Raw genomic sequence first — 21,186 nt, 5'->3', positions numbered from 1 at the left:
AGAGGGGTTGGGGGTGATGTCTTAACATGATTACCTTATGCACTTGGGAACCGCTATGTAACAAACTCTACTAAATTATGGTTAAAAATCCGTTAACTTAATGAAACCAATAAATGTAATTCAGGCTACATAAAAATGCGCCTAGAGCAGTTGCAAGCCTTTTTAGCGATCGCCCAAACCGGCAGCTTTCAACAAGCAGCGCGAACATCTGGTGTTACCCAATCGACGATTAGTCGCCAAATCCAAGCATTAGAAGCAGATTTGGGGATAGAACTATTTCACAGAAGCAGTCATGCCAAGCTGACGCTAGGAGGTGAACGTTTGCTACCCCGCGTCCGCAAAATTTGCCAAGAGTGGCAGACTGCGACAGAAGAATTAGCCGATTTAATCGCCGGAAAGCAACCAGAACTTTGCATTGCCGTGATTCACTCCCTATGTGGATCTTACTTACCACCAGTGTTACAAAAATTTTGTCATGATTATCCAGATGTGCAATTGCGGGTGACTTCATTAGGAAGCGATCGCGCCCTGAAAGTCCTCAAAGATGGGTTGGTAGATTTAGCAATTGTGATGAATAATCGCTTTTTAACCACCAGTAGAGAAATGGTGGTAGAAGTTCTTTATGATGAACCGATAGAAGTTTTAACCGCAGCCAATCATCCCCTGACCCAATATGAATTCATCCCTTGGTCGGAGCTAATTCGTTATCCCCAAGTGGTTTTTAAAGATGGTTATGGGATGCAGCGCTTAATACAAGATAGATTTGAGCGCATGGAAGCTACACTCCAATCGGCTTTGGAGGTAAATACCCTAGATGCATTTCGGGGAGTTGTGCGCCAAGGAGAACTAATAGCTTTGCTACCTCAATCAGCATTACTGGAGGCACGTCTTGACCCTACCCTGGCGATTCGTTCCTTAGCTAGCAATCATACTAATGGTTTAGCAGATGGTTCCAGTTTGACTCGTCGGGTAGTGATGGTAACAACTCAAGACCGTCTGCAAATTCCCCCCATCAAACACTTTTGGCAACTGGTGCTAGAAAATATACCACTACAAATTGACCAGGAGCGATCGCCTTTGTCACCTGCCATTTTGTTGGACAACGTGAGTTAACTCATGGGCAAGTAATTCCTTCCCTCCATGACTTTCTGGAGCATATTCTCCTTGACGGAAAAATATATCCTGTCCTGTGGTGAAGGCACGAGCCTGGATAGATTGGTTGAGTTGGTCAGAGCGGCTATCTGTGTGGATTTTGACACTGCTAAAGTCAGTCCCAAAAGATTGTTCCATTGGTTGCCGGATATTGTCTGAAAGTGGCTGTCCGCCTCCTCGTTCCTGTTGGATTGAAGTTTCCAAGTCAGATGTGGCTGCAACTCCATCACCTTGACGTTGCAGCGAAATATTGGTATCTGCCAGGGATTTCATTTGTAATTCTTCTTCTTCCTCTGGTAATGCTTCCCGTTGTAGCGAAGTATTAGCATCTGCTAGAGATTTCATTTGTAATTCTTCTTCCTCTGGTAACGCTTCCCGTTGCACAGACTGCTTACTTACAGACTCGCCCATCGTCTGCATTACCTGCTGTGCTACTCTATCAGCTTCCTGCTCGTAAACATCTCCTGGCTGGTTAACAGTGAGTTTTGTTTGGGGACGCAGTGATATACGACTAATGTCGTGCATTAGTGGTTTGTTGAAGGGTTGCACCGATGGAACTGCTTGGGACGAAGCACCAGAGGAGTCTAAACCAAAACCACGCGTCGGTTGTTTGAGTGCAGGTATTGAGAAGGAAGCAGTGGTTGCTTTTTTGGGCTGACTTATGCGTTCTCTCATGTACTTCTCCTGATGCCCGATCAGTCGGTGGATAAATATCTATGCTAGTTGATAGTCTTTAATTAGAGTATAGCGATCGCACTTTTAATACAATTTATCGAAAGTCTAAATTTTCGGCAACCCAATTCAAGAGGTAATTGTACGAATGGCACTAAAAAAAGGGAAAATCGTTGAGGCAGCAGGGGTGCAGAGGAGCAGAGGAGCAGGGGAGAAAGAAGAAGTTTTAGGTATTTGCGTTCGGATATTTAGAAATTCCCCTCTGCACCCTTGCCCCCCTGCCCCTCTGCAATCTTTACGCTGCATACTCTTCAGCTTAACTTAGTGCCATTCGTAATTGTACAATGGATACCCTAGAGTCTAATCGCCATATCATTCAGTCGTTGTTGACGGCTTATGCTGCTATCCCAATAGCCAATGGTCAGATTGATTGTTACACTGTTTTTGATACAAAACAAGACCATTACATGGTTATGAATGTGGGATGGGATGGTCATCGGCGAGTCTATGGTTGTGTTTTACATTTGGATATTAAACAGGGAAAAATTTCGATTGAGCAGAATATGACGGAAATGAGAGTGGCTCAAGAACTTGTAGAGCTAGGGGTTCCGAAAGATGATATTGTTCTAGGATTTCAATCTCCTGAAATGCGGGAATATACGGGCTATGGAGTTTTTTAACGGCAACATCGCGATCGTACTAACGTACCCTACAAAATCAGGCGATCGTACTTCGTTAACGCACCTCGCTTGCTACATGGTCAGGTCAACCTTCTGCCTCCGATCTCCCAATGACGCTCATGTTTGCAACTAGCCCCATAAATACTTCAGGCGATGTACCGCCACCAATCCCCAGACTAAACCCAGCTTCACCACCCTCTGACTTAACCCCAACCTTGTCCGGTGCTGTGCCCTCATTCGTTGATGCCTTTGCAAATGAGTCGCTCCCCCCTTCTTTTATCAATGTGCTTTTTATCAAATTTGGCACAGTCTTTCCCTTGACATCCGGGAACGCCATTATCCCACTACTAAACAACTCCCGTTCGGCTCCGGGACGCAGTGTAAATTCTACAAGTACTTTAGGCTCAGGGCTTTTACGATATAAGTAGTTTTGAGCCTGTTTGAAGTCTCCTAAATGTCCACTTAGCTTCGCGTGATTACCTCCTTCAAGTTCTTTCCAATCCTCTAATTTCATTGTTCGGTATACCTTCAATGTTTCAGGTTCGCCTTCAGCTGGTTCAGCATCCGTTGCTGACTGCGTTCCAGTCTCGCGTTTTTTCCAGCCGTAAAGTGTCATGTACTGCTCCTGTAAGGTGTATTCCTGATCCGGCATACTCTTATGTTCGATGTCATAAGTTAGTGCTTCTGTAAAATGTTGTTCGTTTTCAAATTCTGCATCCGTAGAAAAGAGCTGTTTGAGGTGGAATTCAACTACCTCTGGAGAATATTTGGTGAGACTGTTTATGAGTGGCTTATAGAGCGGGGACTTTTTAAAAGCACCAAAGTTTGCGTATGTTTTTGTTGGTTTACCCTTAATCTTGACTTTCAGTTGCACTACGTGCCCACCGGATAAAGCAGTCGTCAAGCTCGTGATTGCTCCTGTAAGGCTTTCTTTTTTCTGGATGGGTTGCTGTATCGGTTCAGCAGATGCTTCTAAAAAGGAATCTTCCTGCGTTTTCTCTAATAGCGATCGCTTCACCGCTCCCCCATTCTGCTGCACAACATGAGTCAACTCATGCGCCAACAACTCCTGACTGTCGCGACTTCCTGGGTTATATTCCCCCTGGCCAAAAAACACATCATGTCCCGTCGTGAAAGCACGCGCCTGAATTGACCGATTTAACTGGTCAGATTTACCATCCGTGTGAACCTTTACCCCACTGAAATCAGCGCCAAACGCCACCTCCATCGGTTCGCGGATGTTGTCTGCGATCGCCTGTCCACCCCCCCGCGCTTGGTTAATGGACGCTTCCAGGTCAGGCGTAGCAGCCATTCCAGCCTCAGCCTGACACTGCATCATCGGCATCATCTGTAATTCTTCTTCCTCTGGCAATGCTTCTCGTTGGATAGGCTGACGATTTCCAGGTTGCGCCATTCTTTGCATTACTTGCTGTGCGACGCTATCGGCTTCCTGTTCATAAATGTCTCCAGGCTGGCTAATTGAAAGTTTTGCTTGGGTACGTAGTGGTATACGACTGATATCGTGAGTCAGTGGTTTATGGAGTGGTTGTATTTTTGGAACCGCTTGACGTGAAATTGCCGACGACTCCAAACCAAAGCTAGGTGTCGGGTGTTTCAGGGATGGAATTGAGAAGCCTGTAGTAGTTTTTTTCTGCCGGCTAACCTGTTCTCTCATTTTATTCTCCTGATGCCCAAGCAGTAGTTAGATGAGTATTTTGCTGTTACTCACAATTTAGAGTACTGCGATCGCATTTCCAACACAATTCCTCAAAAATCTAAATCCGGGGAAAAACTAAGTTCGACTTTTGGCTACTTTTGATTCTGATGCAGTACCTTTAGCCTTGATTCTAGGAGAGTTTTTTATTTATGGACTCAAAACAGCAACAAAGTTTTTTCACATTCGATGGAGACGTTGGCGGTACTGCTGGCTACGCAGGGGTTTCAGCGGCAAGCAAGGCGGCGAATGCTGCGGGTAAATACCTCTATGACTCGCGGCTCTTGAACCAACTTACAGAACACGTGTATAAACTGCTGCTAGAGGACTTGCGATCGCAGCGCGAAAGGGTAGGTAATTATGATTCTCAAAGGTGGTTGTGATGGCTACAGGCGCTAATAACGGCAACATTACTCACGAATTAAATTATGTCACTACTAATCGTTTCTACGTTGAGATAGACAGTTCTATTGCTGCATCTTTCGCCGAATGTTCAGGATTAAGTATTCAAATTAAGAAAAATGTGTTTCAAGAAGGTGGTGTCAACGATCAGCAAAGAATTTATTTAGGTCATACAGAATTTACAGACATAACTCTTAAACGTGGAGTTACCGATCATCCAGGTTTTTGGAACTGGATGAATGCAGTTTTTGATGAACAAAAGAAAACATCCCGGCGCAATGTCAATATTCTGATTTTCAATCAAGCCGGTGAAACAATGATGAGTTGGACTTTAATTGGTGCTATCCCTATAACCTGGAAAACACCGACACTTCAAGCAGATGGCAAAGCCGTTGCCATTGAAGAATTAACTTTAGCTTATGAAGGTTTACAAGTTGCCAGAGCTACAGGAGGAGGTAGTTCTGTACAACGAAATCAAAAAACCGGATATTTCGTTTCTAGTTAATCGGCTATTTTTCAACTATAACTATGCAAATTATTCAACCTACATTAGGAAACAATATTCATCCCCTTGGGATTAGAGCGTCTTTATCTAATCCTCACAAAATGTTATTAAGAAAAGAGTCTCATTCTCTAAATTCACGAAGTAATTTTATCAGTTCCATTCAAAATAAACTACCATTAGTTACATCCTCAAAGTTTTTCTTATCTCGTGAATATGAGCCATCGATACAGCCACTAATAGGTTGGGATAGTTGGGATACTCAGGATATAAATAATGAATTTTCATTACTGGAATTTGATTCTGCTGATTTCATAAATCCGCTAGAAAATAGTAATATTAACAGTAGCGAAACAGTAAAAGCTAGTATTCCAGAGATAATACCAACTCGCATTGAAAACAATACGAGTAATGATACCTCATCAGAAATCAATATTAGTGCTAAAAATAAATCTAAATCTAAATCAAAAAAAACAAATAAATCTCAACAGCCCCCAGAAAAAAAGTCAGCCACTAAATCTAAGACTAAAAAACCGATCAAATCATCTGCAACTAAGTTTATTGACAAAAGCAACATTCCTATTAATTCAAATGAAAATAGCTTATTAGCATCAGATAAACCTCTGCTTGTTGAAGCTAACTTAGAACTTCCCACTTTACAACTTGATATTGCTTTAGATAATATTACAAATGATGATAATTCAATTGGTATTATAACGCCTAGTGTAAGTACACCAAATTTATCTGACGTTAAAGATAAATTGACTTTGTTTAATAAAAATATTACTAACAAAGAACTGCAAGAAAAAGCTAAATTAGCATTTAATTTACCTAGTGGAGAATCGTCTGAGATAGAAGGTATTTTACAATTGCAACAAGAAAATAAATTAGATGATAATACAAGTGATTTAGCAGAATCTTCACTTGTAGAACTTCCTTTTTATCAACAAAATGTAGATCAAACATTTGTTCCCCATAGTTTATTGGGGAATGATGAACAGCAGATAATCCCTGAAGCATCAGAATTAGTTAGTATTTCAGATATTCCAGTCAGATCAACGCTACCACAACAGGATATTGAAACAGATCAACTTCCTTCGATAATTGATAATCAAAGCATCGCTTCTTCAATAAATTTAATAGATAAGAATGAGGTTTTATCAACCTTTATATCTCCATCGCCAGAAGAAAAGTCATCATATATAAGTGGAAATAGTGATTTTGAGGCAATTACAGATATTGGAGCAGACTTAATATTAGAAAATAATCTAAATAATTTTGCTACAGATAATTTTGTGGCTGATAATTCTCTAGAAAATACAGCTTTATTATCAACATTGACATCACCTGATCTTAATGACACACTTCATGTTTTTGCGAATGATGAAAATATAGTAAGGGCGCACAGCTATACACCACCACAGGATGTTGCTGTACCTAATTCTCAGTCTTCAGTTGCAAAAAGCCCGATTACAATACAACAAGAGATTGTCTCTAGTTTTACGAGTCAGTCTCCAGCCAGTATACCTATTCAGTTAACACCAACTTCAGCCGATATTGAAGACACACCCAGTTTATTCCAAAACTCTGATAATCATCAACAGTTAGTAACTTTAGAGTCACAATCTGCTATTGCAGATAATCTTTTAGATGTGTCAACAAATGTAACTTCGCTACAAGATGACAGCAGTATTGAGAATACTATCAACGAGTATACAGAAAGTTATCCCATCTTAGCGCTACCTGAGATTGTTGAAATACCAGCAGTTACCGCCACGTCGCCTGAGATTGTGGAAACACCAACAGTTATCGCCACATCGCCTAAAATTGTTGAAACACCAACAATTATCGCCACATCACCTGAGATTGGTGAAGCACTAGCTGTTACCGCCACATCGCCTGAGATTGATGAAACTGTGATGTCTCACGAGGACGTTAACACATCAACAATTCCCGCCACATTACCTAAAATCGTTACAACTGAGAGTATTTTCAGGAAAACTATTGACAATGAACAACTAATAGAATCAGAACTTCCCTTTGCGGTAACAAATTCTGAGATATCAACAAAGGTTGATATTTCAGATAATCCAGATAATCCAGATATCCCGGAAGAAGCAACTTCCGCACAAAATGAGGTAACTATACCATCTGAAGTTGAGCAAAACGCGACTATTAAAAATTTGCCAGCACCTAAAGGTTATGCTACTGGTGGTCATGTAACAGACTCCCACGTTGAAAATCGTCAGCAAATAGCACCCTCGGATACAGTACCAGCAATGCTTACGCCTGGGGAGTTTGTGATTAATATTAGAGATGCACAGAAGAATTTACCTCTACTACATCACATCAACACTGGTGGAACACCGCAAGATATTATCCTTCCAAGTTTACAGACACCCAATCCCACAGAACCAGAAGAAACAACTTCTCCAGAGACTCCGACTAAAGTCGATTCTTTTCCAGACACTTCATTACAACTAAAAAGCACCGAAACTTACTCACCTCAGATATCCAATTCTGTAATTCCTTCTTCTTTGGGGTTGAATATTAGTAAACAGAAACTTTCAATTCTCAATTCTCCACAGCTTAATCCTCTTCAAAACGAAACAATTGATGTGGATGAACCTTCACCTCAATACTCCTCACCTCCCCTAATTTTCCGAAAAGCAAATCCCCGCACTAATACACCTTCGCAATGGTCAAATACACCTTCTCAATGGTCAAGTGTGGAAGATTTACTCAATGGAAATAATGATGAATTCACTAGCTTTAACTTTAGTGATGTGGAATCTAATAGCCAAAATTATGATTTTTCTTATGTTTCAGAGTCGCCACAAGTTTTTGCTAAACACCTTCCTACACCTAGAGGCTTTGCTGATGGTGGAGAAGTGACTCCACCCGACATATCTAGAGAAATACAACCGATAACTGAGACAATAGAGAATACCTCTTTAGCTTCTCAAGAAGATGATACAGATGATACGGCTAATATTGAAGCTCTAGCCCGTGAAATTTATCACAGATTACGACAACGGATAGAAATTGAGCGAGAACGTCATGGCGGTTACTCTGGTCGATTACCTTGGTAATTTTCTATTCAATAATTAATTTTTGGAGAACTATTCAAATGGCAAGTCCCGCAATTATTGTTATTCAAAAGCGCCAACCGCAACTTGAGAAAGCCAAACTTGTAGCTTATAACGGTGAAGCACCAGATATTGAATTAATGTTTAATCCTACAGATATTAGTTTTGCTCGAACTGTGAAGTGGGAAAGTAAGCAAGGTAATAGAGGAACTACTCTACTTCCGAAAGTCAACTTTTCTGGAGTTGAGCCTTATAAATTTACACTGAAACAATTATTATATGATACTTATGAAACGAAAGACTCCGTGATGAAAAAGTATATTGATAATATTAAGAAAGGTGTGGAAACTATCAATAGAGCAACTGATAAGCGTCCACCTGTTTATATATTTACATGGGGATCAGAGTATTTTTATTGTGTAATTACGAGTCTAACTTACTCTTTAAATATGTTTCTGAGTGATGGTACACCAGTTAGGGCGCTGGTAGATATAGCCTTGCAAGAAGTAGATAAAAATAACCTTCCTGGAGGACGCGAATCTGATTCTAAAGGTGCAAGTCGCCAGCCAAGTCCCAAACTGGGAAAAAATACTTAAAATTTAGGATTGTTGGAACATTTTAATTTTATAGATTACTACTTATGCCTAAAAAAAGTCTTTATTTAAGCGAACCTAAAATTCAGATAGACGGAAAACCCGCTTCGCCTGAATTAATGAAGGATTTGTTGCAAATAACAATCGAAGAAAGCCTTCATTTGCCAGCAATGTTTACGCTAGTAATACATAATAGCTATATTCCTACATCTGACCGAGCAGAAAATAAGGCTTGGCGACATGAGCCGTTGTTTAAAATTGGCAAAAAAGTAAAGTTGGGTTTTACTTCGAGTACTACTCTAGATAATAATTTTCAAGATGAGGTAGAAAAAACTCTCATTGAAGGCGAAATTACCGCGATGGAAGTTCACTTCAATGAAAAATCTGAAGCTGATATTATTGTTCGTGGTTATGATATTTCTCATCGTCTTCACAGAGGTCGTTATAATCGTTCTTTTTTGAATGAAACTGATAGTGATATAGTCAAAAAAATAGTTCAAGAAGTAGGCATAAGACCTGGCGATATCGATTCGACAGGCGAAGTTAATAAGTATGTTTTCCAAGAAAACCAAACTAATATGGAGTTTCTGCGAGAAAGGGCAGCCCGTAATGGTTTTGAACTATTTATTACAGAGGATAAGCTGAACTTTTGCAAACCAAAAATTCAGGAATCTCTAGCATTAGAATGGCTTGATGATATTAGTAAATTTAGTACCCGCGTCACCAGTGCTGAACAGGTGAGTTCTGTAGAAGTACGTGCCTGGGACTATGCTCAGAAAAAATTGATTAGCCAAACAGCTAATAAAGAAAAGCAAGTAACCGAGACAGGCAATCAGCTAGGAAGTAGTACCAGTACTGCATTTTCTAATCTTAAGTCTCCCAAAATGATTGTTGTAGATAAGCCTGTCGCCAGTCAAAAGCAAGCAAAGGCTATGGCTCAGGCTTTGTGTGATGAGTTGGGAGGAGAATTTGTTTATGCAGATGCGAAAGCAGCAGGGAATCCTGAGATTCGTCCTGGACGAGTTGTTAAGCTTAAAGGTATGGGCGATCGCTATAGTGGTAAGTATTATGTTACAGAAACCCGCCATTTCTTTAATCAGCGCGTTTATGAAACTGATTTCAGCGTCCGGGGACTACGTTCTGGTAACTTATTCACAACTCTATCTCCACAAAAACGTCTCCAGCCATCTGAGACTCTCTTAGTGGGGATTGTAACTGATAACAAAGACCCACAGTCATGGGGTAGGGTGAAGGTAAAGTTTCCCACTCTCACAGAAGAACATACAAGTGACTGGGCGAGAGTTGTAGCTGTGGGAGCAGGCCCCAACAGAGGTTTCGACTGTTTACCAGAGGTAAACGATGAAGTTTTGGTAGGTTTTGAACATGGTGATATCCACCGTCCCTACGTTATTGGTGGGGTATGGAATGGCAAAGATGCACCACCGGAAAAGGTGAATGACTCGGTTACAAGTGCTGTGAGATTACGCACCATTAAAACTCGTGTTGGTCATACTCTACAGTTTGTTGAAGAAGATAAAGGAAGTAGTAAAAAAGGTATTCGCGTAGAAACTGAATACGGTCACAAAATATATCTCAATGACAGTCAAAGGTGTATAGAAATTGAAACTAAAGGCGGTCATAAAATCAAAATGGACGACATGGGTAAATCTGTTTCAGTGAAATCAACAGGTAATATGTCCTTAGATGCTGCTGGCAATATAGACATTTCAGCCAATGGCACAATTACAGTCAAAGGTGCATTGATTCGACTTAATTAATTCGTAATGACGCTCTCCACGAGACGCTAAAAGCGTAGCTTGCTTCCCTGTAAGGGTACGTGGACTCGCTACTGTTGCGCTAACGTAATTTGTAATAAACATAATAGGAGGTTGTGATGGGTAGACCAGCAGCAAGAATTACCGACAATGTGGCGCACCCTTTACCCCCAGTTTTAACAGGAGGGCCGGGTAGTCCTAATGTGTTGATTGGGTCTTTACCTGCGTGGCGGGGTGTGCTTGCTGCCGCAGTACCAGGTTTGCAATCCGCCAAAACTGCTTCTGATACAGCTATCCAAGTGGCTGAGGCTGCTACTTTATCGGCGGCTGGTACACCAGGGCTACCTGCTGCTTTAGCTGCCGAACAAACTACAAAGGCAACATCAGCGGCTACTATGGGTAGTGCGATCGCTGCTGCTGCTGCTGGTGCTGATATTCATAATTGCGCCACACCTTTACCTTTACCTCCTCACGGCCCTGGGGTTGTAATTGATGGTAGTCAGACTGTGCTGATTAACAATCTGCCAGCCTCTCGGATGGGCGACACCATTATAGAAGCATTGGGGCCACCGAATAAAATTATCAAAGGTAATCCCACTGTTTTGATTGGCGGCTGATTGGAGAGGCAGTGGGCAGGAGGCAGGGGGCAGGGCGCAGGGGGCAAGGGGGAGTTAGAATCTCTTTCATCCACCTTTGAACTCCGTTCATCCACTTCGGAACTCCGTTCATCCACTTCGGAACTCCGTTCATCCACCTTTGAACTCCGTTCATCCACCTTTGAACTCCGTTCATCTACTTCGGAACTCCGTTCATCCACTTCGGAACTCCGTTCATCCACTTCGGAACTCCGTTCATCTACTTCGGAACTCCGTTCATCCACTTCGGAACTCCGTTCATCCACTTCGGAACTCCGTTCATCCACTTCGGAACTCCGTTCATCTACTTCGGAACTCCGTTAATCCACCTCGGAACTCCGTTAATCCACTTCGGAATCTTAAACTCTTGCCTACCTCTTCATCCTCGACCTTTGGCGAATAGGCTTAAACCCTTTGTGCCGATATCTTTGAAGATATCCATGTAACAGCTGTCTAAGTGCCAGATATGGTTTATGGTCGCGATCGAGCCTATTTGGGAACAGGTTGGGCTTATCCACTGCATTTAAATGTGCAAGGTGGGATACAACTTAGCCGTGAAGATCAAAAAGTTAAAGAATCTATTTGGATTATCCTCCGCACGGGAGTAGGTGAGCGGGTTTATCGACCTACCTTTGGTTCGCGCTTGTCAGAATTGGCGTTTGCAACTTTGAATAGCGATACCCTACTGCGGATCCGTCTTTATGTCTTGGAAGCTTTAGAAGTTTGGGAACCACGCATTACTATCGATGAAATTGTCACCGATCCTGATCCTATGCGTGGCAGAGTGGACATTATCATCAATTATCGACTTAAAGACAGCCCCGATATTTATAGTTTTGTTTATCCTTATTATTTGGTGTCAGCTGGGGAGGAATCGTGAACTTTGACTTTTTACCGAAATTACCTTCTTCCAATTTAGACGATCGCGCCTTCGATGATTTGGTGGAAGAATGTATTATGCGTATTCCTCGCTACTGTCCAGAATGGACTGACCACAATCTTAGTGACCCAGGAATTACGCTAATTGAGTTATTTGCTTGGTTAACTGACCAGATGTTACTCAGATTTAACCAAGTACCCCGAAAAAATTATGTCGCGTTCCTAGAATTACTGGGTATTCGTCTCCAGCCTCCCGCCCCAGCCCGCACGGAATTAACTTTTTATTTAAGCGCTGCACTACCTGAAGCCTACACGATTCCCGCCGGATTGGAAGCCTCAACTATCCGCACTGAAACCACAGAAGCGATTACCTTCAGTACAGATGCTCCTCTAATTATCGGCAAACCCCGCATCCAACATTTCTTAACTGCCCAAACTACCGAAGATATTCCCCAATCTCTGCGCGAAAGAGTCACAACTTCCTGGACTCGTCAATCTAACGGTTACTGGACAGGTAATGAACAACCAATATTTGAAGAGGAACCCCAGCCTGGTAATTGCTTTTATTTAGCAATTAATTCTGATGATCCCTTAGACGCTAATGTTTTAGAAATTATTTTCCAGGGAGCTGCGGCTACCCCGGCTGGGATTAACCCCAATCAACCACCCCGGAGGTGGGAAGCCTGGGACGGGGAAAATTGGCAACCCGTTTTATTGCAAGAGTCAGATGATAAAACTCGCGGTTTCAGTTTTTATGAAATCGCTCAACAGGGTGGAAACCCGTCTCAAGGTGCAGAGGTACGTTTGCATCTACCGCAGATTTGGCCTGTGGCTAATTTTACCTCATACCGAGGTCGCTGGTTGCGCTGTAGCTTTGTTTCGACAGAAGCAAATGAAACTGGTTACAATCGTCCACCAAGGATTATTGGTTTAGCAGTGCAGTCAATTGGCGGTACTGTTAGGGCTAGTCACAGTACGCTGATTCTAGATGAGCGATTGGGAATTAGTGATGGTACACCCGGTCAAAGTTTCCAGTTACAAACAGCACCAATTTTAGAACGCCGAGAAAATGAGTATATTTTAGTTACTCCTGCTGGTGGTTTGCCGCAAAAGTGGACTGAAGTGAGAGATTTTGCTGATTCTGGCCCGCATAACTTTCATTACACCATCGATTCCATCACTGGTACAATCCAATTCGGGCCGCTGATTCGGGAACCTAGCCAACTTAAACAACAAACACAGGTACGGACGCGAATTCAGCAACCATCACTAGATGACACATCTGTACAAGTTCTGGAAAATAACCAATCCGAACACCAATATGGGGCGATTCCTCCCCGTGGCTCAGAAATTAGGATGGTTACTTATCGTACAGGCGGCGGTAGAGAAGGCAATGTGCAAACTGGGGCAATCCAGTTTTTGAAGTCTGCGTATCCATATATTGCTAGTGTGGTCAATCGTGTACCAGCAATCAATGGGGCGGATGCCGAGTCGCTGGAACAGGCTGTGATAAAGGCTCCCCGTATCCTCCGTACGCGCGATCGCGCCGTCACTGCTGAAGATTTTGAAGTTTTAACTCAACAGGCGGGTGCTGGTGCGATCGCTCGCGTCCGGTGTTTGCCAGCAAATTCTCGCAGACAAGCTGGTATAGTTAGTTTACTGGTAGTTCCTTATGCAAATACAGATGCGATCGCACAAGGCAATGGCATGACACCAGAAGAATTTGCCCTCAGTAATGCCCTGCAAGAGCAAATTTTGAGTTATTTAGATGAAAGACGCTTATTAGGGGTACAAGTAGAGTTACAAGAGCCAAATTACGTAGGTGTTTCGGTACAGACAGAAGTTGCTTTAGAGCCAGCATACAACAACACTTTTGCCAGCGAGGAAGTTCGCCGGAATTTAAGGCGATCGCTATATAAATATCTAAATCCCTTAACTGGAGGAATTGACGGCAAAGGTTGGCCATTTGGGCGACCCGTTTATACATCAGATATTGTCGCATTACTGCAACAAACCCCAGGTGTCCGGCATTTAGGCCCAGTTTTGCTGTTTCCCATCCGCAAGCAAGGAGAAGTTTGGCGACGACAACCATCACCAGAACAATTGATTGACCCAGGATCGGAAGGTTTGATATGTTCTTGGGCTGATACAAATCTGCGTTCAAATCACGACATCCAAATCATTCGTAATTCGTAATTCGTAATTTGTCACTGGTCATTTGTCAGTAGTTATTCTCCTCCCAGTCCCCAATCCCTAGTCCCCAATCCCCAATCCTATGGTTCAAAGTCGCTCTAGTCCAGCTGTAAGCATTCAATTAACGCCGATGCAAATCCCCGAAGCTTTACCTGTGGCAGGTTTAGCATTTGCAAATGCGGAAAATATCGATGTCGCTGGACGTAGTTTACTCTTGCATCCTGGGCATCCCAGCGAGATGATTGTCCAAGTACAAAACTTAGAACAACGTCCTTTGCGGGTGAGTTTAAGCATTGAGGGTAACTTCCCATCCCAGTGGTGTCAAATTGGCACAGAAGGCAGTGAAATACCGCCTCGTGGACACATGGATGCTGTTCTCTACTTCTCAATTCCCGACACCTTTTTTGAAGACCAAGAAGCAATTTCACCTGGTAAAAAAGATAAACTAACGCTCAATTTTCGCAGCCTAATTACCCTACATATAGACCCAGGTACGGACAACGAACAAATCGAGAGAAGCGAGTATTTCGATTTATACATCCGCCCCTATACTGCCTATATGGAATTCTTGCCAATTTTGTATCGAGAAGTGGACTTTATTGGTCGCTTCATGAAGATATTTGAGCAAGCTTTTCAACCAATAGTTAATAGTTATAACGTCATGTGGGCAAACCTCGATCCCTTGACAGCACCGCAAGCACTACTACCCTTTATGGCTCATTGGGTTGCTTGGCAAGTAGATTCTGTTTGGGATCTCCAGCAACAGCGGCGTTTAATTCGCCGAGCTGTAGAACTTTATCGCTGGCGAGGAACTCGTAAAGGATTGCGTCTTTACTTGCATCTTTATACCGGTTTACCACTAGACGAAAATTTAACTAATGAAGCTGATAAACATATTAGTATTACAGAACCTTTTGGCCCAAGTTTCATTATCGGAGACGCACAACTAGGAAATGCCGTTTTAGCAGGTGGGCAACCATATCATTTCATAGTACGCTTGCGTTCAAATATTTCTAGTGGCATCATCAACGAAGAACTTATCCAAAGAATCATAGAACAAGAAAAACCAGCTTTTTGCACTTATGAATTATCTATTGAAAATCCTTCTAACCAATAAAATATTTAACTCCTTCTCTCTACGAGTCTGCGTGAGCTTTTCTTAAATTTTGAATTTTGAATTTTAAATTTTGAATTACTTATGTCCCACCCTTTCCCACCACCACCAATAAAATCTTTTGAGCGCCTGCAAGCCGCAGACGGCTTACTAATCAATGCGGAACGTTGGCGCACAGCCCATGAATATCACCGGAATCGGCAAAACGCCCAATATCAAAGTTTAAACCAACCAGGAATCGTCTGCGGTTTAGGCGTTCGAGATATAAGTGCCCCAAGCCAAGTTGAAGCTAGATATCGAGATGGACGTTGGGTACAAATTCAACCTGGCATTGCAATTGATTTAGCCGGCAATCTAATTGTTGTACCGACTTCTTATGATTTTCCTATTGATATAGAAGTAGTAAGTTCTGAACCACTCATGATCTACTTAGTAGTTAGCTATGTAGATCCTGATGAATTGCGACGCGGGCAGCAAAGAGATATTGTTCAAGAAACTTATCGAATTGACCAAAGAAACTCTACACCAGCCAGTTCAGAAATAGAAATATGTCGGATACTTCTGCAACCAGGACATACTGAAATTATCCAACCTGCGGATGCTTTCTTTCCTGGATATAACAATATTGATTTGCGTTATCGCCGTCAAGCACAAATGCGTCCCCAAGCACTTGTCTGTATGGCACAGGCGAATCATAGCGATCCCGAATGTGCGCGTAATTTTTTCAGCCTTTCGTATTTGTTACAAGCAGTAGAACCCCTATACCCAAGCTTGCGAGGGGCTGATGAACCCGGTCAGGTTTCTTTAGCAGAAAATATCCAAGACTATGACATTCTTTATCTTACAGGTGGACAAGCAATTTCTTTAAATAGCCTCGAATTTGAATCCCTCAGAAATTATTTAAATTTAGGTGGTGTGCTTCTAGTTGATGCACCAATAAATGCTAATCCTCTAATTGAGAGTACTCAAGCTTTGGCACAACAATTAGAAAGTCCTTTAAGACCTTTAGAAGAATTGCAACGGAGTCATCCTTTAAGGACAAAGCCTTTCTTATTTGCTGCCTTGCCAATGGTTAATCAACAGCAGATTAAACTATTAATTGGTGGAGGAATTATTTTAGCTGTTGGAGATTTGGCAACTGCTTGGGGACTAGATAGAGATTTGAGTTTACCCAGATTGACCATTCGTACAGCTCAGGAATTAGGGATTAATATTCTTCACTATGCTTGGAAACGGCGACAGTTAATTGGTTTGCAGCAGGAAGATAATTCCGGGCAGTGGTGAAAGTCAAAAAGAGGCAGGGGGCAGAAAAGGGATTGGTGTCAACTTAACGGGAAACGGCGGTTAGAAACCGCGTCTATACAAACAAAACCCACCTCCGTGGGTTTCAAAGCCTTAAGGGAACTCCAAGAAATAAATTATCCAAAGTTGTGGGGTGGGCATCTTGCCCGCCCTATGGACTGGGCTATCGTGTCGCCATTGGTGTCAACTTAACGTGAAACCCTCGTCCGCCGGGAATTTCAATTCCCGTCTCATAGCTAAAGTCATCTGAAGATGACTAAATATCGCCAAAAATCTCCAGTCTACTTCAGTAGACTTAAGCTATTAGCCCGAAAATTTATTTCCGGGCGGGCATGGCAGCCAACAGATATGCCAAATTCGTGCTGAGGAAAACCCCAAACTAAGGGGTAATAAATAACTTTAGCTACTTTCACTATTTTTTCAATTGTTCTAAATAAACAGCAACCTGCATCATAAAGCTGTTACATCTTTGTTAAGAATAGTTACAAGTTCTTAACACAAGGAAATATTTATTATGGTTATCTCACTTGAGAAAAATGCACCACATCAGGTTGTTATCGTAGGTGGCGGCTTTGGTGGACTGTATACAGCAAAAGCTTTGAAGAAAGCAAATGTAAATGTTACTCTCATTGATAAACGTAATTTTCACCTATTTCAGCCGCTTTTATATCAAGTTGCCACAGGTACGCTATCACCTGCTGATATTTCTGCACCATTGCGATCTGTATTCAGCAAAAGCAAGAATACAAAAGTGCTGTTGGGAGAGGTAAATGATATCGATCCAAAAGCGCAACAAGTTATTCTAGGTGATGAAGTAGTACCCTATGACACATTGATTGTCGCCACAGGTGTTAACCATTCCTATTTTGGTAAGGATAACTGGAAAGAATTTGCTCCTGGCTTGAAAACTGTTGAAGATGCCATAGAAATGCGTCGCCAGATATTTTCGGCATTTGAAGCAGCAGAAAAAGAAACCGATCCAGAAAAACGCCGTGCTTTGTTGACTTTTGTGATTGTCGGGGGTGGGCCCACCGGTGTAGAATTATCCGGGGCGATCGCAGAATTAGCATACCAAACTCTCACAGAAGATTTCCGCAGCATCAACACTTCAGAAGCGAGAATTGTACTATTGCAAGGTGGCGATCGCATCCTCCCACACATTTCACCAGAATTATCGAAAGTAGCAGCAGAATCTTTGCAAAAGTTGGGTGTGGCTGTCTACACTAACACTAGAGTGACAAATATTGAAGGTAACATCGTTACTTTCAAGCAAGGCGATGAATTGACAGAAATTACCTCAAAAACTATCTTGTGGGCAGCAGGTGTTCAAGGTTCGCCTATGGGGAAAGCCCTAGCAAATAGTACAGGTGTAGAGTGCGATCGCTCTGGACGTGTGATTGTAGAACCAGACTTGTCTATCAAGGGTTATAACAACATTTTTGTAGTGGGAGATTTAGGCAACTTTTCTCATCAAAATGGTAAACCCTTACCTGGTGTTGCACCCGTAGCCAAACAACAAGGAGAGTATGTAGCTAAACTCATTAAACGCAGGCTACAAGGTGAGACTTTGCCACAATTTCGTTACAATGACGTAGGTACTTTGGCGATGATTGGGCAAAATTTAGCTGTTGTAGATTTAGGCTTAGTCAAACTCAAAGGTTTCATTGCTTGGCTCTTTTGGCTAGTAATTCACATCTACTTCTTAATCGAGTTTGACACTAAAGTAGTAGTAGCAATTCAGTGGGCATGGAATTATATCACTCGTAATCGTCGCTCTAGATTGATTACAGGTCGAGATGGTTTTGTAGAAGGAAAAACTGTTAAGAATAGCGTACAAAGGCCTTCTGTGACACCTCTGTAACTTCAGCAATTATAGAATCATTCAATGATGCTATAAGAGCTTGTTAGAGTGATGACTGTACCTTCCCTTATTTTGAGATGGCAAGAGAAATTAACGGCTTTAGGGAGAAGAATTAACATAAATTCGATAAACCTCTCCCTGCCTTGAACTAAAGTTCAAGTCTGTCCTTCTCCGACTCGGAGAGGGACGGTTTTGCGTGATTATAGAATCTTCATTACACCGATTAAGGATTTTCAAAAAGTTGGAATTATTGAGTTTGGTTGTTTGAAATTGCAGCATTATTTTTATCGTGTTCAAGTTCTCTCATTAGAGAATCAAAACCACTGGTGTTGTTTCCGCTTTGGGCAAATAAAGACCGAATTTTATTGACGATCGCACTCATGCTGCTGGAGAGAAACCGACCAAGATTATTAACAAAATTTTTCACTTTCTCAAATATCGCAACCTCTACAGTTGAGTATTTATTGACAATTGGATATACAATCTTTCCTTTTTCTGTTTCATAGTACTCTTCTTCAGGCATCAACATCGATTTGAGTGGTTGCACCTGTTTTGCCATATCGGCTTCAGTTCGTTTATTGCTGAGGAATAAAACATCATAAATTTTGCCATTCCAGCTAGCCCAATAATGGTTTTGAAAAAACCATCGTTTACCATCATCACAATTAGGCTTTTTCCCTTGGTGTGGCGTAGCTCCAGCTTCACTCAAAAAAGGCTTGGCAATACTTTCAACTGTTATTTTTTCAATACCAAAATATTCTTCTGCAACTTTTTTAAAAGCACGAGCTAATGTCTGACAATCTCCTTCTGGAGAGCCTTTTAATAGAGTCTCTTGACTCTTACTCACCATTGTGTATTGAAATTGAATATTTCCAAAATTTTTGAAAAGCTGTTCCAGGATTTTATCTTCTGGTAATGTGTCATCTATGCCATTTACTAATGTTTTGGCTAGCGAGTATTCTTGTAAAAATTTTTGTTTTTTATCTGCTGAGTTATTTGCTGCTAATATTTCTTCAGACTTTGCTTGTTCGTTCTTAATACCTGGTAGGGTTGTCTGCTGTGCATCCTGGTTTTCTGAAACAACTCGATTAATTTGGTTAACTACAGAAGTAGCGACGCTATCCGCCTCTTGCTCATATTGATCTCCTGATTGACCAATAGTGACTTTTGGCTGTATTTGTCCCATTGACACAATATCAGCACGTTTGATCGCCATTTTGCTCAGGTGATGGCCAAATTGGGAAGAGTGTTCTTTTCCTTGCTGCAACGATTCATTCATCTTTGTTTGCAATACAGTGAGTCGCTCTTGTCCCTCTGCTGTGATCGTGCCGTGCTTGGCTTGTATTTGGAGTTTTGTTACCTCAAATTGATACTGTTGAAATTTCTGATTTTCTACTTTAGCCTGTACTATAGGCTGGTTGGAGCGGAGTTGAGAGAGGGTAGTTAATAGATGCGCTTGCAACTGACTTTGCTCTGACGAATAAGCGGATGAGTCAGCTTTTTTGTGGATTTGTAGCCGTTCTTTCATCGCTAGTTTCAAAAGTCAATAGTGGGTAATCTATATATTATGTCACTTACTTAAAGATCCCCGACTTATTTAAGAAGTAGGGGATCTGATTGTTTACAAACGATTTAGGATTGCGATAATTTCAACTGGCTTAAGAACGCCGTACATTTAAGCAACACCATTCTTTTCGTTTCCACAGGGTAGCGACAACCCAACCATTTTGTTCTAAGGCGTCAGCAACAGCTTTAGATTGTTCCAGCAAAATTCCACTGAAGATGGCCCAAGTTTCAGGTTTAGCGATCGCATTCATTTCTGGTATCAATTCAATAATTACATGAGCCAAAATATTGCAGACGATACCATCCACCGGACTTGCAATTAATTTTGTCAAAACGTCTACACTTCCTAATGCTGGTAGTAAACGTTCTGGGCTAATGTCATTCAGGGCACCATTACTAAAGGTTGATTGCACCGCCAAAGGGTCATTATCTACTGCATAGACTTTCTCTGCACCCAATAGCAGCGCTCCAATAGAAAGGATACCAGAACCACAGCCAATATCCGCAATTACCAGATGTTCATGTTTGCCACTACTACCCACAAAAGACTGAGAGACCCCACTTAGCCGCATTTCCAGAGATTCCAAACATAGCTGAGTCGTAGCATGGTTGCCCGTACCAAATGCTACACCAGGGTCAAGACGAATCACTAACCGTTCTGTTGTTTCTGGTAGTGGTAGCCAAGCTGGGTTAATTAGGAAGCGATCGCCTATTTCTTGCGGATGCCAATATTGTTTCCAGCTAGTCGCCCAATCTTCCTCATCAATCAACTGCCATTGTAGTGAGGGAGATAAAACTCCTACACAGAGGGCATCTTGACGCAGCCACAGCGATAGTGCTGCCAAATCTAGTAGCTCTGTTTGAATTGTCGGCAGATAAGCCCTGACTAAAGATGAGTTTCCTTTGTTTTCGCTAGCTGTACCACGACAGCCAAAATCTTCCAGTCGCCAAAAGATCGAATCTTCTAGGTCTGGCTCACATAAAATCTGTAGTTCCCACCAGGTGTTTGCCATTTTTGAGTGCTGTTAGCGCTAGCGGGGCGTTCAGCCCGTGCTGA

General features: G+C 42.0%; 18 protein-coding genes. 14 read left to right on the top strand and 4 right to left on the bottom strand.

All coding sequences use genetic code 11. From position 1 onward, the window contains the following. Positions 1–135 precede the first annotated feature (135 nt). Complete coding sequence (locus HWQ39_RS19210; protein WP_292848430.1) at positions 136–1,113, top strand: LysR family transcriptional regulator; 978 nt, start codon at positions 136–138, stop codon at positions 1,111–1,113. Here the strand turns inward: HWQ39_RS19210 and HWQ39_RS19205 are convergent. Continuing rightward, positions 1,081–1,827, bottom strand: coding sequence for a DUF4157 domain-containing protein (locus HWQ39_RS19205; RefSeq protein WP_292848427.1), 747 nt, complete (start codon positions 1,825–1,827; stop codon positions 1,081–1,083). The two genes, HWQ39_RS19210 and HWQ39_RS19205, sit on opposite strands and share 33 nt — an antisense overlap. Positions 1,828–2,168: 341 nt before the next feature. Between HWQ39_RS19205 and HWQ39_RS19200 the strand changes: the two genes are divergently transcribed. After that, positions 2,169–2,504, top strand: coding sequence for a XisI protein (locus HWQ39_RS19200; RefSeq protein ID WP_292848424.1), 336 nt, complete (start codon positions 2,169–2,171; stop codon positions 2,502–2,504). 85 nt (positions 2,505–2,589) lie between these two features. Here the strand turns inward: HWQ39_RS19200 and HWQ39_RS19195 are convergent, their stop codons facing one another. Continuing rightward, entirely contained in the window at positions 2,590–4,179 is a 1,590-nt protein-coding gene (locus HWQ39_RS19195) for a DUF4157 domain-containing protein (RefSeq protein WP_292848421.1), read from the bottom strand. 191 nt (positions 4,180–4,370) lie between these two features. On the opposite strand from HWQ39_RS19195, the gene HWQ39_RS19190 reads away from it, so the two are divergent. The 12 genes from HWQ39_RS19190 to HWQ39_RS19135 all read left to right on the top strand — a co-directional run bounded on the left by HWQ39_RS19190 (position 4,371) and on the right by HWQ39_RS19135 (position 18,563). Beyond that, positions 4,371–4,601: a hypothetical protein gene (locus HWQ39_RS19190; protein WP_292848418.1), complete on the top strand. Its 231-nt coding sequence runs from the start codon at positions 4,371–4,373 to the stop codon at positions 4,599–4,601. Next, positions 4,601–5,125, top strand: coding sequence for a phage tail protein (locus HWQ39_RS19185; protein WP_179065051.1), 525 nt, complete (start codon positions 4,601–4,603; stop codon positions 5,123–5,125). The genes HWQ39_RS19190 and HWQ39_RS19185 overlap by 1 nt, the downstream gene beginning before the upstream one ends. A gap of 23 nt (positions 5,126–5,148) precedes the next feature. Continuing rightward, positions 5,149–8,214: a hypothetical protein gene (locus tag HWQ39_RS19180; RefSeq protein ID WP_292848413.1), complete on the top strand. Its 3,066-nt coding sequence runs from the start codon at positions 5,149–5,151 to the stop codon at positions 8,212–8,214. Between the two features lie 38 nt (positions 8,215–8,252). Next, on the top strand, positions 8,253–8,807 hold the full coding sequence (locus tag HWQ39_RS19175) for a hypothetical protein (protein ID WP_292848410.1): 555 nt from the start codon (positions 8,253–8,255) through the stop codon (positions 8,805–8,807). Between the two features lie 44 nt (positions 8,808–8,851). Then, the gene (locus HWQ39_RS19170) at positions 8,852–10,582 is read left to right on the top strand and encodes a VgrG-related protein (protein ID WP_292848407.1); all 1,731 of its coding nucleotides are present in this window, start codon (positions 8,852–8,854) and stop codon (positions 10,580–10,582) included. A 116-nt stretch (positions 10,583–10,698) separates the two neighbouring features. Continuing rightward, positions 10,699–11,196: a PAAR domain-containing protein gene (locus HWQ39_RS19165; RefSeq protein ID WP_292848404.1), complete on the top strand. Its 498-nt coding sequence runs from the start codon at positions 10,699–10,701 to the stop codon at positions 11,194–11,196. After that, complete coding sequence (locus HWQ39_RS19160) at positions 11,197–11,538, top strand: hypothetical protein (protein WP_292848402.1); 342 nt, start codon at positions 11,197–11,199, stop codon at positions 11,536–11,538. Between the two features lie 142 nt (positions 11,539–11,680). Continuing rightward, positions 11,681–12,094: a GPW/gp25 family protein gene (locus HWQ39_RS19155; protein ID WP_292848777.1), complete on the top strand. Its 414-nt coding sequence runs from the start codon at positions 11,681–11,683 to the stop codon at positions 12,092–12,094. After that, positions 12,091–14,289, top strand: a complete 2,199-nt coding sequence (locus HWQ39_RS19150) for a putative baseplate assembly protein (RefSeq protein ID WP_292848399.1) — start codon at positions 12,091–12,093, stop codon at positions 14,287–14,289. Before HWQ39_RS19155 ends, HWQ39_RS19150 begins: the two co-directional genes overlap by 4 nt. Positions 14,290–14,368: 79 nt before the next feature. Further along, positions 14,369–15,403 (top strand): phage tail protein, encoded by a 1,035-nt coding sequence (locus HWQ39_RS19145; RefSeq protein ID WP_292848396.1) that lies wholly within the window; start codon positions 14,369–14,371, stop codon positions 15,401–15,403. Positions 15,404–15,484: 81 nt separating this feature from the next. Then, positions 15,485–16,684, top strand: coding sequence for a DUF4159 domain-containing protein (locus HWQ39_RS19140; protein ID WP_292848393.1), 1,200 nt, complete (start codon positions 15,485–15,487; stop codon positions 16,682–16,684). A gap of 532 nt (positions 16,685–17,216) precedes the next feature. Next, positions 17,217–18,563 (top strand): NAD(P)/FAD-dependent oxidoreductase, encoded by a 1,347-nt coding sequence (locus HWQ39_RS19135; protein WP_292848390.1) that lies wholly within the window; start codon positions 17,217–17,219, stop codon positions 18,561–18,563. 247 nt (positions 18,564–18,810) lie between these two features. On the opposite strand, the gene HWQ39_RS19130 is transcribed toward HWQ39_RS19135, so the two are convergent. Both HWQ39_RS19130 and prmA read right to left on the bottom strand, forming a co-directional pair. Continuing rightward, positions 18,811–20,091, bottom strand: a complete 1,281-nt coding sequence (locus HWQ39_RS19130) for a hypothetical protein (RefSeq protein ID WP_292848387.1) — start codon at positions 20,089–20,091, stop codon at positions 18,811–18,813. 130 nt (positions 20,092–20,221) lie between these two features. Continuing rightward, on the bottom strand, positions 20,222–21,142 hold the full coding sequence (prmA, locus tag HWQ39_RS19125) for a 50S ribosomal protein L11 methyltransferase (RefSeq protein WP_292848384.1): 921 nt from the start codon (positions 21,140–21,142) through the stop codon (positions 20,222–20,224). Positions 21,143–21,186 lie beyond the last annotated feature (44 nt).

The organism is Nostoc sp. NMS8 (genome assembly GCF_017115045.1).
Lineage (GTDB): Bacteria > Cyanobacteriota > Cyanobacteriia > Cyanobacteriales > Nostocaceae > Nostoc.
This window is presented reverse-complemented; position numbering and strand designations above follow the sequence as displayed.

Bases quoted from the DNA above. Each gene is read 5' to 3' on its own strand.
- HWQ39_RS19140 (WP_292848393.1), top strand. From the start codon at position 15,485: ATGTCCCACCCTTTCCCACCACCACCAATAAAATCTTTTGAGCGCCTG.
- HWQ39_RS19195 (WP_292848421.1), bottom strand. From the start codon at position 4,179: ATGAGAGAACAGGTTAGCCGGCAGAAAAAAACTACTACAGGCTTCTCA.
- HWQ39_RS19185 (WP_179065051.1), top strand. From the start codon at position 4,601: ATGGCTACAGGCGCTAATAACGGCAACATTACTCACGAATTAAATTAT.
- prmA (WP_292848384.1), bottom strand. From the start codon at position 21,142: ATGGCAAACACCTGGTGGGAACTACAGATTTTATGTGAGCCAGACCTA.
- HWQ39_RS19175 (WP_292848410.1), top strand. From the start codon at position 8,253: ATGGCAAGTCCCGCAATTATTGTTATTCAAAAGCGCCAACCGCAACTT.
- HWQ39_RS19205 (WP_292848427.1), bottom strand. From the start codon at position 1,827: ATGAGAGAACGCATAAGTCAGCCCAAAAAAGCAACCACTGCTTCCTTC.
- HWQ39_RS19170 (WP_292848407.1), top strand. From the start codon at position 8,852: ATGCCTAAAAAAAGTCTTTATTTAAGCGAACCTAAAATTCAGATAGAC.
- HWQ39_RS19165 (WP_292848404.1), top strand. From the start codon at position 10,699: ATGGGTAGACCAGCAGCAAGAATTACCGACAATGTGGCGCACCCTTTA.
- HWQ39_RS19135 (WP_292848390.1), top strand. From the start codon at position 17,217: ATGGTTATCTCACTTGAGAAAAATGCACCACATCAGGTTGTTATCGTA.
- HWQ39_RS19180 (WP_292848413.1), top strand. From the start codon at position 5,149: ATGCAAATTATTCAACCTACATTAGGAAACAATATTCATCCCCTTGGG.
- HWQ39_RS19210 (WP_292848430.1), top strand. From the start codon at position 136: ATGCGCCTAGAGCAGTTGCAAGCCTTTTTAGCGATCGCCCAAACCGGC.
- HWQ39_RS19130 (WP_292848387.1), bottom strand. From the start codon at position 20,091: ATGAAAGAACGGCTACAAATCCACAAAAAAGCTGACTCATCCGCTTAT.
- HWQ39_RS19145 (WP_292848396.1), top strand. From the start codon at position 14,369: ATGGTTCAAAGTCGCTCTAGTCCAGCTGTAAGCATTCAATTAACGCCG.
- HWQ39_RS19200 (WP_292848424.1), top strand. From the start codon at position 2,169: ATGGATACCCTAGAGTCTAATCGCCATATCATTCAGTCGTTGTTGACG.
- HWQ39_RS19155 (WP_292848777.1), top strand. From the start codon at position 11,681: ATGGTTTATGGTCGCGATCGAGCCTATTTGGGAACAGGTTGGGCTTAT.
- HWQ39_RS19190 (WP_292848418.1), top strand. From the start codon at position 4,371: ATGGACTCAAAACAGCAACAAAGTTTTTTCACATTCGATGGAGACGTT.